10 protein-coding genes are annotated in these 17242 nt (G+C 73.5%); 9 read left to right on the forward strand and 1 reads right to left on the reverse strand.

Translation table 11 applies throughout. The features are described from left to right. Positions 1 to 24: 24 nt before the first annotated feature. Positions 25 to 1614, forward strand: coding sequence for a CBM96 family carbohydrate-binding protein (locus BZB76_RS23985; RefSeq protein ID WP_121436647.1), 1590 nt, complete (start codon positions 25 to 27; stop codon positions 1612 to 1614). A gap of 387 nt (positions 1615 to 2001) precedes the next feature. Here the strand turns inward: BZB76_RS23985 and BZB76_RS23990 are convergent, their stop codons facing one another. Further along, positions 2002 to 4839: a PKD domain-containing protein gene (locus tag BZB76_RS23990; RefSeq protein WP_211343152.1), complete on the reverse strand. Its 2838-nt coding sequence runs from the start codon at positions 4837 to 4839 to the stop codon at positions 2002 to 2004. A 400-nt stretch (positions 4840 to 5239) separates the two neighbouring features. Between BZB76_RS23990 and BZB76_RS23995 the strand changes: the two genes are divergently transcribed. The 8 genes from BZB76_RS23995 (at position 5240) to BZB76_RS24030 (ending at position 17062) form a co-directional block, all read left to right on the forward strand. Continuing rightward, positions 5240 to 6643, forward strand: coding sequence for a hypothetical protein (locus BZB76_RS23995; protein WP_121436649.1), 1404 nt, complete (start codon positions 5240 to 5242; stop codon positions 6641 to 6643). Next, the gene (locus BZB76_RS24000; RefSeq protein WP_246007151.1) at positions 6640 to 7854 is read left to right on the forward strand and encodes a hypothetical protein; all 1215 of its coding nucleotides are present in this window, start codon (positions 6640 to 6642) and stop codon (positions 7852 to 7854) included. Before BZB76_RS23995 ends, BZB76_RS24000 begins: the two co-directional genes overlap by 4 nt. Then, positions 7851 to 8735 carry a sulfotransferase domain-containing protein gene (locus BZB76_RS24005; RefSeq protein ID WP_121436650.1) on the forward strand — a complete coding sequence of 295 codons (885 nt, stop codon included), beginning with the start codon at positions 7851 to 7853 and terminating at the stop codon, positions 8733 to 8735. The genes BZB76_RS24000 and BZB76_RS24005 overlap by 4 nt, the downstream gene beginning before the upstream one ends. Before the next feature lie 271 nt (positions 8736 to 9006). Continuing rightward, positions 9007 to 10515 carry a GumC domain-containing protein gene (locus BZB76_RS24010; protein WP_121436651.1) on the forward strand — a complete coding sequence of 503 codons (1509 nt, stop codon included), beginning with the start codon at positions 9007 to 9009 and terminating at the stop codon, positions 10513 to 10515. A 53-nt stretch (positions 10516 to 10568) separates the two neighbouring features. Next, positions 10569 to 12719: a tyrosine-protein kinase domain-containing protein gene (locus BZB76_RS24015; protein WP_121436652.1), complete on the forward strand. Its 2151-nt coding sequence runs from the start codon at positions 10569 to 10571 to the stop codon at positions 12717 to 12719. A 115-nt stretch (positions 12720 to 12834) separates the two neighbouring features. Then, positions 12835 to 14448 (forward strand): oligosaccharide flippase family protein, encoded by a 1614-nt coding sequence (locus BZB76_RS24020; RefSeq protein WP_246007152.1) that lies wholly within the window; start codon positions 12835 to 12837, stop codon positions 14446 to 14448. A gap of 5 nt (positions 14449 to 14453) precedes the next feature. Then, positions 14454 to 15770, forward strand: a complete 1317-nt coding sequence (locus BZB76_RS24025; RefSeq protein ID WP_121436653.1) for a ParB N-terminal domain-containing protein — start codon at positions 14454 to 14456, stop codon at positions 15768 to 15770. Further along, positions 15767 to 17062, forward strand: a complete 1296-nt coding sequence (locus BZB76_RS24030) for an RCC1 domain-containing protein (RefSeq protein ID WP_121436654.1) — start codon at positions 15767 to 15769, stop codon at positions 17060 to 17062. The genes BZB76_RS24025 and BZB76_RS24030 overlap by 4 nt, the downstream gene beginning before the upstream one ends. Positions 17063 to 17242: the final 180 nt, after the last annotated feature.

The following is a 17242-nucleotide window of genomic DNA, read 5'->3' on the forward strand; positions in this document are numbered from 1 at the left end:
CCATCGAGAGGAAAGGGGCAGACGGTGCGTAATAACCCGTTCCCCGGTGGCCATCACCGGCCCGACCCACGCCGCTCCCAGCCGGTTCCACGCGATTCCCGCCGCGGGCGCAGCTCCGCGTTCTACTTCACCGCCGCCGGCATGGTCCTCGTCGTCGGCGGCTCCGCGGGCGCGATCGCGCTCGGCGGCGGCGTCATCGACCGCGACGTCCGCACCGCGTCCGGCGGGTACGGCTCCGTCGTCACCGCGTCGGCCGACACCTACGTGGTCCGCGAGATGCCCGGCAAGGGCTTCGGCGACGCCAAGAAGATCACCGCGTCGGCATGGCCGGCGTGGAACACCGAGGCGTACATGGCGTTCGACGTGCCGGCCGGGACACCCGACTTCACCGGCGCCCGCGTCGAGGCCACCTTCGAGCGCACCGACAACCGGCCCCGCCGCGTCGAGCTGCGCGTCCTGCCCGCCTCGTGGACGGAGAACGACACCCTGTGGCGGAACCGTCCCGTCGCGGGCGAGGTCGTCGCGACCGCCGAGGTCCGCGGCAAACGGATCTCCTTCGACGTCGGCGACGTCGTCCGCGGCCCCGGCCGCTACGCGTTCGCCATCACGAACCGGAACAAGAGGTCGGCCGCGTCCCTGCGCTCCCGCGAGACCGGCGAGGGCCCGCGCCTTCTGCTGCGGACCCGCCGGGGCGACAAGCCGTCCCCACGGCCGTCCGCCTCGACCACGCCCAAGCCGTCGGCGACGTCGCTGCCGACCCCCGGCCCCGAGCCGACCTGGACCGTGCCGGAGCCGGAGCCGACGCAGCGCCCCAGCACGCCCCCGGTCGGCCGGACGCTCTGCGGCCTCTCCCTCGAACTCAAGCCGGGCGAAACGTTCCAGCGCGCCCTCGGCCGCATGGACGACGTGTACGGCGGCCTGGAGACCGTCCGGCTGTTCTACCGCGGCGTCCCGCCCGCGTGGCCGGGCAACCCCAACACCGGCACGCGCCCGCCGATCATCTCGTTCAAGTTCGCCCCGAAGGACATCCTCGCCGGCAAGCACGACAAGGCGCTGACCCAGTGGTTCACCACCGCGCCCCGTGACCGCGACGTCTACTGGGTCTACTACCACGAGCCCGAGGACAACATCGCCGCCGGTGAGTTCACCGCCGCCGACTACCGCGCCGCGTGGCGCCGGCTGCGCTCCCTCGCCGACCGGGCCGACAACCCGCGACTGCACGCAACGCTGGTCCTCATGGGCTGGAGCCTCGACCCGCTGTCCAAGCGCGACTGGCGTGACTACTACCCGGGCCGCGACGTCATCCAGGTCCTCGGCTGGGACGTGTACAACCTCAGCTGGAAGAAGGGCATCTACGACTCCCCCGCCACCATGTACGACCGGGTGATCGCCACCAGCAAGGCCGAGAACCTGCCCTTCGGCGTCGCCGAGACCGGCAGCTTCCTCGTCAAGGGCGACAAGGGCGACCGCCGCGCCGCCTGGATCCGCGAGACCAACGCCTACCTCGCCAAGCACAAGGCCCTGTGGGTCGCCTACTTCGACCTCAACTGGCCCACCGGCGACTACCGTCTCCTCGACTCCCACAGCCGCAACGCGTGGCGCGACTTCTGCTGACCCGTTGACCGCTCGAAGCAGAGCGGAACACGAGCCGGCACGTCCCGTCATGGGGCGGATGCCCCGAGGCCACGTCGCCCCGGGGGAAGCTCATCGCTCATCCCATGAGCCGCTGAGCCTCCCCCGGGCGCTCTCCGCCCTCGACTGACCAACCGCCGTAGCCACCGGTGCCGAGCGGCTTGACTCAGACCCCGGCCACGCTCCCGATCGAACGGGCCGAGCGCCCGACCACATCACGGCGCGGCCATCGGCGTCAGTGGTGGCGTTCTTGCCACCGTGACCACCGGTCGCAACCGTGCCATCGCCGAGCAATGACCCCGCGAACAGCAGTGGGCCGGACGCCTGGAGCGTCCGGCCCGCCGATGGTTCAGGGGTTACCCCCTTCGTTTACTTCTTGGCGAGGACGATCGTCCACATCGCGGCGCGGCTGGCGGCGTCGGTGGTGGCGGTCTTGCCACCGTAGCCGCCGGTGGCGACCGTGCCGTTGCTGTCGGCGATCAGGGCGGTGATGCGGCCGCCGCCGGAGCCGATGCCGGTGCCACGGGTGGTGACGCCGGCCGGGGCCGTCCACGCGGTGGTGCTGGAGGACTTGTCGCTCCAGTACGTCAGCGCCCAGGCGCCGGACCCGGCGACCGTCGCGGTCGGGCTGGTGTGCGAGGTGGTGGTGGCCGCGTCGGCGCCCTTGGCGACCGCAGCGATCGGGTCGGTCGTGTTGGTGCCCTCGTAGGCCACCAGCCGGATGTCGGCCTTGGTGTAGTCGCTGAGGCCGATGTTCACCTGCTGGCCGGCGTCGCCCGCCTGAGCGACCCGCTTCCACAGGACCGACGTCGCGCCGGCCGCGGTCTGGGTGTCGACCTGCGTCCAGCCGGCCGGCGGCGTGGTCATCGTCGCGTTGCTGCTGTTGAAGGTCAGCACCATGATCAGAGCGTCGCCGGGCTGGACGGCCGGCGGGATCTGCGCGAACGCCGTCTTGACGTTGGCGTTGCCGCCCGCGCCGCCGCGGTACCCGATGTTGGTCGAGTCGGCGGCGACCGTGACGGACTGGGTCTTGGTGCCCGTGCCGCCGCGGTTGTCGGTCACGGTCAGCTTGACCGTGTAGGTGCCGGCCTCGTCGTAGGTGTGCTGCGGCGTGGCGCCGGTGCCGTTCTCACCGTCGCCGAAGTCCCACGCGTAGGACGCGATCGTGCCGTCGGAGTCGTTGGAACCGGCCGCGTTGAACGAGCACTCGAGCTGGTTGCAGTTGGACGTGAACGCGGCGGTCGGCGCCTGGTTCGGCGTCCCGGCGTAGAGGAAGACCGTGCGGCCGCGCCAGTCGGCGGTGCTCACCTGGGTGCTGGTGCCGGACGGGACGCCGGCCTCGGAGAACGCCAGGCGGTACAGCCGGCCGTTGGTGCTGTTGACGTAGTAGAGGCTGCCGTCGTCGACGAACATGCCGCCGACCTGCGCCCAGCTCATGCCGGTGAGGTTGCCGACGGCGGTGTACTCCTGCGCGCCGACGACGTTGCTCTCCGGGTTGAACGTCCGGTAGTAGAGCGCGGTCGTGCCGCGGGTGTAGTAGATCCGGCCGTTGGAGAAGAACATGGCCGTGATGTTCGGCACCTGGCCGTGCCAGGTCGTCATGTTGGTGAGCTGGTCGGCGGTGTTGATCGTGGTCGGGGTGCCGAGCGCCGTGCCGTCGAACGTGCGGCGGCGGAACGCGCCGTCGGAGCTTCCGTAGAACAGCTCACCGTTGATCATGAAGGCGCCACGGGCCTGCCGCCAGTCGAAGCCGGCGGTGTTGTCGGTCACCTCGGCGCCGGTGGTCGTCCCGTCGAACGAGCGGTGCTTGAGGTAGTTCTGGGCGCCGACGCCGGTGCCGCCGCCGGAGTACACGTCACCGGGCAGTTCGCCGGTGCTGTAGGCGGGGATCACCGTGCCGCCGGTGAGGGGCATCAGCGCGAGCCTCGGGTGGTACTCGCCGCCGATGTTCAGGGTGTCGCTGCCGACCCACAGGCCCTCGTCGGTGGCAAGCATGTCGAACACGCCGACGCCCTTGTCGCGGCCGGGGTTCCAGCTGAACGGCAGGCCGCTCTCGGGGTCGAGCGCGGCGATGCCCTCGCGGCCGACGGCGCCCTGGCCGGGACGGTCGCCGAGGAACGGGTTGTTGGCCCAGCGGAAGTGGCCGCCGACGTACACGGCGGTGTCGGTGATCTCGACGGCGTAGGAGGTGTCGCCGCCGGTGTAGTTGACCCAGGTGGGCTGCTGGCCGCCGCCGGTCGCGGCGCTCTCCCAGCGGGCCTGCGTGTCGCACAGCTTGACGGAGCCGCCGTAGGCGCCGGTGGTCGTCACGACGAAGTACTTGCCGTTGGGCGAGAACGCGATGTCGCGCATGTAGGTGTCGAACGACTGGGAGCACTGGTCGCCGTAGCGGGTGGTGTCCCAGTTCGCGAGCGAGGCGGACTGGCCGGTGAGATCGAGCATGACGATCTGCCGGCGGGTGCTGCCCGCGACGGAGCTGAAGTTGCCGACGCCGACGAGCTTGGAGCCGTCGGGGCTGACGTCCATCTTGTAGACCTGCGTGACGCCGTCGCCGGTCTGCGTGCCGGCGAAGTTCAGGCTCATGAAGTCGTCACGCGCGCCGGTCGTGGGGTCGAGCGTGGCGAGACCGGGCCGCGCGGCGCCGCCGACGGTGGCGAAGGTACCGGCGACGTACAGCCGGCCGCCGGCCAGACGCAGGTCGCGGACGCGGGCGTCGAGCTGCGGTTTGAACGCGGTGATCGGCGCGCCGGTCTGCGCGTTGAGCCGGGCGAGCACGAAGTGCCGGACGCCGTTGATCTCGCTGAAGTTGCCGCCGACGTAGACGGACTGCCCGTCGGGCGCGGGCAGCAGCACGCTGGCCTCGCCCTTGTTCAGGTTGGGCGCGAAGGTCGGGTCGATCGCGCCGGTGCCGGGATCGAAGGCGAAGATCCGGTTGCGGGTCAGCGTGGGCTTCTGCGCGCCGACCTCCTTCACCTGGGTGAAGGATCCACCGACGTAGATCTTGGAGCCGATCTTCACGATCGACTTCACGTCACCGTCCAGGACGTACGGCGTGTTGTCGGCCGGGTTCGCGCCGACCACACGGCCGTGCCCCGGTTCGGACCCGCGCTGGTCGGCGTGCGCCGGACCGGTGACGGCGAATCCCGCCAGTGTCCCGGCCACGAGCGCCGCGCCCGCTGCCAGGGCCCCCCACCTTCGTCTGCCCATCGACCCCTCCGTGCCAAGTAGCAATAGCTGTCATAACGTGCGCATAAAAGGTGACCGGCGCCGTGTCAGCGTAGCCAGCCGACCATCGACGCCGTCGAACCAGTCCCTAACTTTTCGGTTTCAACTACCGAAGAGCGGAATTTCCGGGCGGTCCCGGACGTGCGCCACGGTTCGCGGGCCCGTCCGGTGTGCCCCGCGAGGTACGCTGCGCACCTCGGGAGGACGCTTCTCCGTCGACTACGGACGACCGGAAAGCGTGACCGAAACCGGCCACCGCCCACTGTCCCCCCTGGCGGGAGGACGGACGTCCCTCAGATGCGGCGGTGCGTCCGGCGACCGGGCGGCGCGGACCGCGCACCCGGGCGGTGCGTCCAGGGGAACGGAGCTGGGATTGACCGGGATGCGTGGAATCGCGGGGAGCACACCCCTCGCGCCGCCGCGGCTGCTGCCGTGGCGGTTGCGGCCGGGCTGGCCCCTCAGCGTCGCGTTCCTGGGTTTTCCGGTGTGGTGGTTCCTCGGTCTCGCCAACGTGGTCCTGCTCGTCATGACGGTGCCGATGGCGGTGACGCTGTGGCGGCGGCGCGGCACCCTCGTCGCGCCCGGCGGGTTCGGCGCCTGGCTGTTCTTCCTCGTCTGGGTCGTGCTCGGCGTGCTCGTGCTGTGGGCGGACGCCCCCCTCGCCGAACCCGGCGGCGGGTTCAGCCGGCTGCTGGTCTACGGCTGGCGGCTCGGCTGGTACGTGTCGTTCACCGTCGTCCTGCTGTACATCGGCAACATGAGCGAGCGCGAGCTGTCGTCCGGGCGGATCGGCAAGCTGCTCGGCTACATGTTCGTCTTCACGACCGTGGGCGGGCTGATCGGCTCGTTCTTCCCGTCCATCCAGCTCACCTCGCCGATGGAGATGCTGCTGCCGCAGGGCCTCACGAGCAACTCGTTCGTGCGCGACATCGTCCATCCGAAGGTCGCCGACATCGAGTCGATCCTCGGCTTCGAGCAGGCCCGGCCGATGGCGCCGTTCGCCTACGCCAACAGTTGGGGCGCGGCCTACGCGTTCTTCCTCCCCTACTTCCTGCTGACCTGGATCGTGCATGCGCGCACCTGGCGGCGCGTGGTCGGGTTCGCCGTCCTCACCGCGTCGCTGTGGCCGGTCGTGTACTCGCTGAACCGGGGCCTGTGGGCGGCGCTCGGCGCGATCGGGCTGTTCGGCGTGGTCAAGCTGATCCAGGTCGGCGGGCCGCGGGTGATCGCCTGGACGGCCGGGATGCTCGCCGCCGGCGCGATCGTGGTGGCGCTGTCACCGCTGCCCGGCCTCGTCCAGGACCGGCTCGACAACCCGCACAGCAACAACCGCCGCACGATGCTCGCCGAGGAGACGACCCGCAGCGCGCTCAGCGGCTCCCCCGTCGTCGGGTTCGGTTCCACCCGCGACGTGCAGGGCGACCTCGGTCAGGTGTCCGGCGGCGACAAGCAGGGCTGCAAGGCGTGCGGCTCGCCGCCGCTCGGCACGCAGGGGCATCTGTGGCTGCTGCTGTTCGCCAACGGGCTCGTCGGGACGGTCGCGTTCTGCGCCTTCTTCGCCATCCGGTTCTTCCGGCACTGGCGGGACCGCGGCGAGTACTCGCTGGCGGGCTGCTGCGTGCTGATCGCCTGCGGACTGTTCATGATCACTTACGACATGGTGGAGGTACCGCTGTACACGGTGATGATCGCGGTCGCGCTGATGTGGCGGGCGCGGCGGGACGCGCGCGGCGGCCCCGCGTACCGCCCGTTCGCGCGCGCCCTGACCGCCGAGGCGTCCCGGTGAGCGGCGCGGGCCCCGAGGGGGGCCGGGTGCGGGACGCCTGGATCGAGGCCGTCGCGGAGCTGTGGCCGGACGCGCGCGTCGAGCCCGTCCGCCCCGGCGAGTCGAAGGGCGCCCGCCGCGAGCTCGCGTTCCTGCCGGACGCCGAGCACCCGCGGCTGCTGGTCCCGGCCGGGCTGCCCGGCGCGGCGGCGAGCGCGCTGCGCCGCTACAGCCATGACCTCGGTGTCAAACAGCGCGTCTCGCGCGGGCTCACCGCCACGGCCGTCCGCACCGGGCTTCCGGAGCGGACGTTGAAGGACCGCCTGCGCGTCACCGGCGGGGGCCCGTCCATCGAGGACCGGCTCGCCGAGCTGCTCGACCGGCCCGTCGTGGTCAGCGTGGGCCTCGGCAGCGCCCGCGCCAACCGCAAGCCGATCCTGCACGTGCTGTCGGAGCGCGGGGAGCCGCTCGCGTTCGTCAAGGTCGGCGACACCGGCACGGCACGCGGTCTGCTCGCCGGGGAGGCCGACGCCCTGCGGTACCTGGACGGGAGGCTCTCCGGGCGCCTGCACGTCCCGCGGCTGCTGTACCACGGGACGTGGCGATCGCTCGACCTGCTCGTCCTGGAGCCGCTGCCGACGAGCGCGCGGGGCTGGCGGCCGCGCGGGCAGGCCCCGGTCGCCGAGATGCGCGCGCTGTTCGAGGTCGGCGGCGTCGACCGGACGGCCCTACGCGACGGCCCCTTCTTGGACGCGGTCGCCGCGAGCGTCGCCGATGTGGCCGACGACCGGCAGCGCGACCGGTTCGGCGAGGTCGTGGAGCACGTCGGCAAGGCGCACGGTGACCTCGTCCTCGACTTCGGCGCCTGGCACGGCGACTGGACGCCGTGGAACATGGCCTGGCACCGCGGCGTGCTGCGCCTGTGGGACTGGGAGCGTTTCGCGCGCGGCGTCCCGAACGGCTTCGACCTGCTGCACTACCGGCTGCAGGAGGCCATGCGCACCGCGTCCGGGCCGCCCTACGCGACATGGCCGGACGGCGCCGCCGCCGTCCTCGAACCCCTCGGCCTGACCGGGGAGGCCGCGGCGGCGACCGTCCGCCTGTACCTGCTGGAGCTGTGCCGCCGCTACCTGCTGGCCGCACAGGAGCCGATCGGCGGGCCGCTGCGCCCCGACGCCGAGCGCCTGCTCGGGCTCCTGCACACCGACGCAACCGACGGGAGGAACCAGTGATCTCGCGCCGCGACGCCCCGCAGTGGGTCAAGGAGACCGGGCGCGCCGCCACCCGCGTCGGCGGGCGGTTGACCGCCGGCGCCCGGATGCTGCCCGACTTTCTCATGGTCGGGACGCAACGCGGCGGCACCACGTCGCTGTTCCGGGCGCTGGCCGCGCACCCTGCGGCCGTCCAGCCGAACTTCCACAAGGGCGTGCACTACTTCGACGTCAACTACACGCGCGGTCTCGGCTGGTACCGGGGGCACTTCCCCGTCCGCTCGCTGACCGAGCGCCGCGTCGCCGCGGCGATGGAGGGCGCGCGCCCGCTGGCGTTCGAGTCGGCGGGCTACTACATGCACCATCCGGTCGCGGCGGAGCGCATCGCGCGGGACCTGCCCGGCGTGAAGCTGATCGTGCTGCTCCGTGACCCGGTGATCCGGGCGTACTCGGCGCACAAGCACGAGTCGGCGCGCGGCTTCGAGACCGAGCCGTTCGAGCGCGCCCTCGACCTGGAGCCCGAGCGGCTCGCCGGGGAGGTCGAGAAGCTCCGGGCCGACCCCGGGTACGTCAGCCACAGCCACCGGCACCACTCGTACGTGGACCGCGGCCAGTACGCCGACCAGATCGCGCGGCTGTTCGAGCTGTTCGGACGCGACCGCGTGCACGTCCTGTACGCGGAGGACTTCTTCACCGAGCCCGAACCCTGCTACGACGCGATCCTGGAGTTCCTCGGCCTGCCGCCGTGGCGGCCCGCGTCGTTCGAGCGGCACAACGCGCGCCCCGGGTCGCCGCTGCCCGACCACCTGCACCGCCGCCTGTCCGAGCACTACGCCCCCTGGGACGACAAGCTCGCCGCGCTCCTCGGCGCCGAGCCCGCCTGGCGCCGGGACGCCCGATGAGCAGGACGCGCGGCCTCCCGCCGACAAGCCCGGCGGCGGTTCCTGCGGCAGGCCCGGCGGACGCCCCACCGACAGGCCCGGCGGACGCCCCACCGACAGGCCCGGCGGCGGGTCCGGCGGCAGGCCCGACGGACGTCCCGCCGACAGGCCCGGCGGACGTCGCGGCGGCAGGCCCGGCGGACGCCCCTGCGGCAGGCCCTGCGGACGTCCCGGCGGCGGGTCCGGCGGATGTCCCGGCGGTGGGCCCGCGTCCGGCCGAGACGGCGGCGCGATGAGCAAGCGCACCCTCGGCCCGTCCAGCGTGCAGGCGGAGCCCCCGCTCGCACCGGACTCGATCCCCGTGACCCGGTACGCGGGTGTCGTCCGGCGGCACCTGACGGTGCTGGTGATCGCGGTGCTGGCCGGCTGTGCGCTCGCCACCGTCAGGATCGCGCTGACCCCGGCGACGTACACCGCGCGCATCGCGGTGCTCGCGCCGCCGGTCGCGCTGCACCCGGGCATCAACATCGGCTCGGCGATCGACACCTACACCCGGAACCCGCGCGAGACGACGATGGACACCGAGGCGCAGCTCGTCTGGTCCACCCGGGTGCTGGCGACGCTGGCGGCGACACCGGGGTTCGACGGGACCCGCGCGGAACTCCGCGACCGGATCGAGCTGAGCGTCCCGTCCAACACGCACGTGTTCACGATCGGGGTGCGGGGCGACACGCCGCAGACCGCGCGCAACGGCGCCAGGGTCGTCGCCGACGCGTACCTGGGCCTGCGACAGCAGATCCTCGGCGAGCTGCAGCGGCGCAACCGCGCCGCGCTGGAGGAGAACCTCGAACTGCTCAAGAAGCAGCTCGACGCGCTGCCGGGTGACGAGGACGAGCTGCGCCGCATCACCACCCGCACCCGCCGCCAGGCCATCGTCAAGCAGATCCGCGACGTGCAGCAGCAGATCTCGGGTCTGAAGAGCCGGGCCGAGCAGCCCGGCGAGGTGCTGCGCGACGCCACGCTGCCCGAGCGCCGCGACGATCCCAACCGCGACATCGCGGTCGCGACCGGTATCGGTCTCGGGCTGCTCGGCTGGATCGCGTTCGTGCTGCTGCGCGAGACCCGGCCGCGGCGGATCCGGCGGCCCGCCGACATCCGGCTGCACGCCCGGCTGCCGATCATCGTGGAGGCGCGCAATCTCGGCGGCGGGCACCGCGAGGTCTGCCGGCGGCTGCGCAACCTCGTGTTCGACGCCGAGGCGACGACCGTCCTCGTCGCCGGGGTGCCGGGCACCGCCGGCGTCGAACTCGCCTACGAGCTCGCCGAGCTGTGCACCGAGGGCGGCTCGGCCGCGACCGTGCTGCGCGTCACCGCGGACGGCGCGGCCCCCGAGCCGCCGCGCCCCGACCAGGGCCGCGGCGCGTTCGGCGTCCGGCTGGTGCGCAGCGACGACGACCGGCAGCTCACCCGCGCCGTCGACCGGGCGGGACGCGACTCGCGCGTCGTCGTCATCACCACGCCCGACATCAACGGCGCGGACACCATCGCCGCGGCCGCCGCCAGTGACCTGGTCCTGGTCGTGGTCGAACGGGGCCGCGCCCTCGACCGCGAGGTGGCGAGCGGGGTGCTGGCGCTCGACCAGTCCGCCAACCCCGCCCGCGCCATCGTGCTGACCGCACCCGCTCCCGCCGGACCCCCGCCCCGGGCCCCCCGGCGGGCTCCCACCCGCCCGCCCCATCGAGCCACCGGCCCCGGACGAGGTAGAGATGAACAGAACCGTCCCCGTGCGACGCGCCGATAAAGTCAAGATGAACCATTCGCGAAGCACGACCCAGATTCACGAGGGGGATCGCCGTGGCAGCTGACCAAGCGGCAGACCCACAGGGGGGGCAGCTGCTGTCCCTGGTCCGCCGGTACACCGCGGCGCTGATCGTGCTCGGCGTGCTCGGCGCGGGCGCCGGCATCGTCCTGGAGATCGCGGTGCCGCCGCCGTACAAGGCGACGGCGACCGTCCTCGTCAGCCCGCTGGAGGGCAACCCCTACTCGCCGGAGGGCCGCGGCGACGACCTCGTGAACCTGCAGACCGAGGCGCAACTCGTCGCCACCGACGGGGTCGCGAAGATCGTCGAGAAGAAGCTCGGACATGAACCGGACGGCAAGGTCGCCGTGTCCGTCCCGCCGAACACGCAGGTGCTCAACCTGACCTACACCACCAGCGACTCCGGGCGCGCCCGCGCGGGCGCGCAGGCGTTCGCCGACGCCTACCTGGAGTACCGCAAGCAGCGCGCGCAGGGCGTGGTGAACAACCAGCTCGCCAAGCTCAAGGCGCAGGCGGAGAAGGTGGAGCTGCAGCTCCAGCAGGCCAACCGGGAACTCGTCACCCTGAGCGGCGCCAAGCGCGCCACCCTCGCGCAGCGCATCACCGCCTACACCAACCAGCTCGGCGTGATCGACGAGCAGTCCAACGACATCGCCAGCACCCCGGTCGACCCCGGCCAGGTCATCACCCCGGCGGACGCCCCGGGCGGCCCCGGCCTGATCCGCCCGGCGATGTACGGCACGGGCGGTCTCATCCTCGGCCTCGTCGCCGGCTTCGCGGTCATGCTGCTGCGGGAGCGACTGAACCAGCGGCTGCGCAACGCCGAGGCGATCGAGGGCCTCGGCCTGCGGGCGCTCGCCACGATCCCGGCGGGCGGTCCGGGCGGCGACACGCTCGCCCTGGTCAGCGCGCCGAAGAGCCCGGTCGGCGAGGCGTACCGGCGGCTGCGCGCCGCGGTGGTCGCGACCGCGCCGCAGACCCCGACGGCACTGTTGGTGTCCAACGCCACACCGGGCGGCAGCGCCCGGCTGGCCAGCGCGAACCTCGCGGTGTCGCTCGCCTTCGCCGGCGCCAAGACCATCATGATCGACGCGACCACCGAGGACGCCGACATGACCGGGCTGTTCGGCGCGCGGCCCGGCAAGGGCCTGTCGGACACGCTGCTCAGCGGCACCGACCCGGCGACCCTGCTGATCCACACCGACTCGCAGCTGCGGCTGCTGCCCCGCGGGCCGCGCGCCCGCGAGGCCGCGCACCGGTTCAGCGGCCCGCGGATGCGCGAGGCCGTGAAGGTGCTGCGCCGCCGCAGCGAGTACCTCGTCATCAACGCGGCGAGCCTGCACGACGCCGACGCGCAGGCGCTGTGCACGTTCGCGGACGCGGTCATCCTCGTCGTGAACCAGGGCGTGACGACGAAGGAGGAGCTGCGGCAGGCGTACGTCGAGGCCGAGCGCGCCGGCGTCACCGTGCTCGGCGCGCTGTTGGAACCGGCGGAGCAGCGCGGGGCGCGGCCGGCGCGGCAGTTGGAGCCGCCCCGCCAGGGCCGGCCGACGCGCGGCGGCTGGGAGACCCGCGCCCAGACCGAGGCGCCGCCGCTCGGCTGGGGCGACGACCAGCCCGGCCCGGAGGACCCGCGGGCCCCCGACTCGCCGGAGGACGGCGGCTACTGGCCGGGCCGCCTCCGCGACGAGGACGAGGACGCCGACTCCGCGTCCCTCACCACCCAGGCCCTCCCCCAGCTCGAGCAGGGCCAGCCCAAGCGACAGCAGCAGATCAAGCCGCAGCCCTGGACCGGGGACCCGCGGCAGTCGTCGCCCCGGCAGCCGCGCCACGGCGACCCGCGGCGCGGGGGCCCGCCGCAGGGCTCGGGCCGGCGCGGCGCGCCGCTCAGCCTGGAGCCGCCCGCGAGTCCGGGCAAGCCGGTCGCGCCCAAGCCGGTCTCCCCCACCGACGTCACGCAGGGCGTCGGCCAGGGCGAGCCGACGGACGCCGAGCGGGCCGAGGCCGCGGCGGCGCTGGAGTCGGCCGCCACACGGACGCAGGAGGACATCTCCAAGTACATGCCGCCCGAGCCGCCCGAGGGCAAGGACGGCCCGGCCGCGCCGAAGGGCCCGTCGGACGCGGCACCGGGCACCGGCCGCTACGGCAAGCAGCCGCACAAGACCGGCCGGCATGCCGGATCCTGATCCGCGGGCCGCAGCGGACGGGCCCGTTCCTGGGTCTTGCGCGCCCGGGTCTTCCGCGCCCGGCCCCGCCGCGAACGGGCCCGCCGCGAACGGACCCGCCGCGAACGGGCCCGCCGTGAGTGGGCCCGCCGCGGACGGGCCGGAACGTTCCGGCGGCCCCAACATGAACAGGCTGGCCAGGGGCGGCGCCCTCAACCTGGTGGGCGCCGCCGTCGCGGGCGTGCAGGGCCTCGCGCTGGTCTTCCTCGTCGCACACCTGTACTCGCAGCGAGTCGCGGGCACGTTCTTCGCGGCGACGTCGCTGTTCATCATCCTGCAGGCGGTCTCCGGGCTCGGCACCGACGCCGGGCTGCTGCGCTGGGTGCCGCGCCATCTCGCGCTCGGCGACCGGGCGGCGGCGCTGCGGACGGTGCCGGTCGCGCTGATCCCGGTCGCGGCGACCGCGGCGCTCGCCGGGCTGGTCCTGGCGCTGGCGGCTCCCTGGACCGCGGGCCACATCGGCGCCGACGACCCCGGCCAGGCCGCCGACATGGTCCGGGTGCTGGCGTTGTTCCTGCCGCTCGCCGGGGCGCACGACGCGCTGCTCGCCGCGACGCGCGGGTACGGATCGATGCGGCCGACCGTCCTGGTCGACAAGATCCTGCGGCAGACGCTCCAGGTCGCCGGGATCGTCGTGGCGGCGGCGCTCGGCGGCGACGCCGTATGGCTCGCGTTCGCATGGGCCGCGCCCTACCTGCCGTGCCTGACGATCGCCGCACTCTGGTACCGGAGGATCAGCGGCCCCGCGCGGCGGGACGCGGCCCCCACGGAACAGGGCCGGCGGGCCCTCGCGGGCGACTTCTGGCGGTTCACCGCGCCACGCGCGTTCGCGCAGATCTGCCAGTCGGCGTTCCAGCGGGCCGACATCGTCCTCGTCGCCGCGCTCAGCTCGCCCCGCGAGGCCGCGATCTACACGGCCGCGACCCGGTTCATCGTGATCAGCCAGCTCGTCACGCAGGCCGTGCAGAACGTCATGCAGCCCGCGGTGAGCCGGCTGATGGCGCTGTCCGACAAGGCGGGCGCGCAGCGGGTGTTCGCGGTGTGCGCGTCGTGGAACCTCGCGCTCGCGTGGCCGGTGCACCTGTCGATCGCGGTCGGCGCGCCCGTGTACATCGCGTTGTTCGGCTCCGACTACGCGGGCGACGGCGAGACCGTCACGGTCATCCTCGCGATGGCGATGCTCGTCGCGACCGCCACCGGCGCCCGCGACGTGATGCTGCTGATGGCGGGCCGCAGCGGCCTCAGCCTCGTCAACCAGAGCGCCGCGCTCGGCGTGAACCTCGTGCTGAACGTCCTGCTGATCCCGCCGCTCGGGATCGCGGGCGCGGCGCTCGCGCGGGCGTGCGCGCTGCTGGTGCGGACGCTGCTGGCGCTCGTCCAGGTCCGCCGCATCCTCGGCATGTCACCGGTGAGCGCGGGCCTGTTCTGGGCGGGCGGCGCGGCGCTGGTGAGCTTCGCGGCGCTGCCGCTGGCGGTCCGGCTCGTCGCGGGCTCGGACCCGGTGGCGCTGGCCTGCGGGCTCGTCCCGGGCGCGATCCTGTACCTCACCCTGCTCTGGGCCGGCCGCGAGCGGCTGTCCCTGACGGGGTTCACCTCCCTGCTCCGCGGGAGGCGCGGCCGCGCGGCCGCATCCGGGCCGGGGGGCGTCACCGTCCCGCCGGTCGCCGACACGACACCAGCCAGGAACTGAAAGCCATGTCAGCAATAGACCAGGTACGCCGCAAATCCCGCGCGGTGCTGCGCAAGAGCGGGCTCGCCCCGAGCGGCCCCGTGTACGGGCGGCTGGTCGACGCGGGACGCTCGCTGCCGATTCCGGCCGCGGCCCGCGTCGCCGTGTCCACCGCCGTGCTGCGCCGGCCGTGGAAGGTGCCCGTCCGGTTCGACCGGCTGCTCGTCGGCGCGCAGGGCGGTTGGACCGCCCGCGAGTTCGCCGACCGCACCGGCGACCTGTTGTGGCCGTCCACCCCGTTCCTGGACGGCCCCCACGTCGGCCTGCTGCGGCTCGCCGACGAGCACGGGGAGCTGACCGACGGGCAGATCCTCGACAGCGCCTACGGGCGGCTCGGGCTGCGCTGCATCGAGGCGGGCGGCAACTACTTCGGCGGGACGGACGAGGCGGGTGTGCTCGCCGCCGCCCGCGCGTTCGTCGCCCGCTACCGCGGCGAGGAGGTCCCCGGCGCCGCGCCGCGCCCGCAGCAGAGCGGCCCGCAGGACCCGGTGCTCGTCGCGCCCGTCCGCGGCTCGGACCGCTACCAGATCCTCGACGGCCACCACCGGCTCGCGATCGCGGCGATGAGCGGCGCGACGGGCGCCGACGTCGTCGCGAAGTGGCTGCCCGTCACCACCCCCCTGCAGGACCTGCTGCTCAAGATGAGCTGGCTGGACGGCACCCACGAGCTGTACCAGCCGATCGACGCGCCGGAGCTGGAGTCGGGCTGGACGACGGTCCGGCAGTGCACCGACCGGCTCGCCAAGATCGACGCGTTCCTCGGCGAGCGCGGCATCGCCGGCGGCCGGTACCTGGACGTCGCGAGCTGCTACGGCTGGTTCGTGGCGAAGATGGCCGAGCGCGGCTTCGACGCCGAGGGCATCGAGCGCGACCCGCTCGCCGTACCGCTGGGTCAGGCGATCTACGGGCTTCCGGACGGTGTGATCTCCAGCGGCGACTGCGTCGAGTTCCTCGGCGGGCACGACGCGGGCCGCTGGGACGTCGTGTCGTGCTTCAGCCTGCTGCACCACTTCGTCCTCGGCCGCGGCTCGGTCAGCGCCGAGGAGCTGATCCGGCTGCTGGACCGCGCCACCGGGCGGGTGCTGTTCTTCGACACCGGTCAGGACAACGAGAAGTGGTTCGCCGAGTCGCTGCGCGGCTGGAACCCGTCGCACGTCGAGCGGTTCCTGCGTGAGAACACCTCGTTCGACGAGATCGTCGACCTCGGACCGGACGAGGACGCCCGCCCCCCGTACGAGGACAACTACGCCAGGCACCTGTTCGCGTGCGTCCGAAAGGCATGATTCGTCTAGGCCGCCCGTTCGTCCTCGGAGTTCTGCTGCTGACCGCCGCGGGGTGCGGCGGGTCGGCGTCGCCCGCGGTGGCGCCGCCGTCCTCCACACCGCCCGCGGCGGGCTCCGACAGCGGACGGACGGGCACGGTCCTGACGAGCGGGCTCAACGAGAACGGGCAGCTCGGCCGTCCCGGCGCGTCCATCGAGACGGGGCTCGCGCCGGTCGGCGGGCTCGGCGAGGTCCGCGCCGTCGCGGGCGGCGCCCGGCACTCCCTGGCCATCGCCGCGGACGGGACGGTCGTCGCATGGGGCGCCAACGACCAGGGCCAGCTCGGCGACGGCACGAACCGTGACAGCCGCGTCCCGGTACCGGTGCTCGCCCCGGACGGCGGCCCGGGCCGGCTCACCGGCGTCGTCGCCGTCAGCGCCAACAACGACTTCTCCATGGCGCTGCGCCGCGACGGGACGGTGGTGACGTGGGGCGACGGGTCGTCGGGGCAGCGCGGCATCGGCGAGCGCACCAGCCCCCGCTTCCCGACGACGGTGAAGTCCCCGGACGGCCGCCGGGCGCTGAGGGACGTCGCCGCGATCGCCGCCGACGGGCACACCGAGCTGGTGCTGCGCCGCAACGGGCAGGTGCTCGCGTGGGGCGCCAACGACTACGGCATGGTCGGCGACGGCACCCGCGAGGACCGTTCCCTACCCGTGCCGGTGCGCGGCCTGGACGGCGCGGGACGGTTGAAGGACGTCGTCCGCATCGCGATCGGCGGCCAGTACGGCCTGGCGCTGCTCCGCGACGGGCGCGTCGTGTCGTGGGGGCACAACGACCTCGGCCAGCTAGGCGACGGCACCCGGAACGGCCGCCTCACCCCCGCACCGGTACGCGGCGTGGGCGGGAACGGCGTCCTCGACCGCGTCATCTCGGTCGCGGCGGCGGAGAAGCACGGCTACGCGGTCCGCGCGGACGGCACCGTCGTCGCCTGGGGCAACAACACCGCAGGACAGCTCGGCGACGGCACGCTGAAACTCCGCGAGACCCCCGTCGAGGTCGTCGGACGCGGCGACGAGAAGCGGCTGCGCGGGGTCGCGCAGGTCTTCGCGGGCGAGGCGTACGGCGCGGCGGTCCTCACCAACGGCACGACGCTGACCTGGGGCGCGGGCGGCAGCGGACAGCTCGGCTCCGGAAAACGAGCGCCACGCAGCCGTCCAGGCGAGGTGGTCACAACACAAGGCGGCGCCCCCGGCACCGCCCTGACAGTCGGCGTCGGCGAACGCCATCTGATCCTGCTGGCGCGCCCCTAGCCGTTCTTCAACGGCTCGGGGCTGCCGCGAACAGCTCAGCGGCTCCGGGAAACGGGCGCTGAGTTGATTGCAGGAACGGCCCACTGCGCTCGCCGTGCGGCTCACTACGTGACCGTTCCTGTGCGAACGCGCATCGCTTCGCGATCCGCCCGGTATCGCTTGCCTTCGGCTTTGCTGCAC

It is taken from the genome of Actinomadura pelletieri DSM 43383 (assembly GCF_003634705.1).
In the GTDB taxonomy this organism is placed as follows: Bacteria; Actinomycetota; Actinomycetes; order Streptosporangiales; family Streptosporangiaceae; genus Spirillospora; species Spirillospora pelletieri.

Bases quoted from the DNA above. Each gene is read 5' to 3' on its own strand.
- BZB76_RS24030 (WP_121436654.1), top strand. From the start codon at position 15,767: ATGATTCGTCTAGGCCGCCCGTTCGTCCTCGGAGTTCTGCTGCTGACC.
- BZB76_RS24025 (WP_121436653.1), top strand. From the start codon at position 14,454: ATGTCAGCAATAGACCAGGTACGCCGCAAATCCCGCGCGGTGCTGCGC.
- BZB76_RS24010 (WP_121436651.1), top strand. From the start codon at position 9,007: ATGAGCAAGCGCACCCTCGGCCCGTCCAGCGTGCAGGCGGAGCCCCCG.
- BZB76_RS23995 (WP_121436649.1), top strand. From the start codon at position 5,240: ATGCGTGGAATCGCGGGGAGCACACCCCTCGCGCCGCCGCGGCTGCTG.
- BZB76_RS23990 (WP_211343152.1), bottom strand. From the start codon at position 4,839: ATGGGCAGACGAAGGTGGGGGGCCCTGGCAGCGGGCGCGGCGCTCGTG.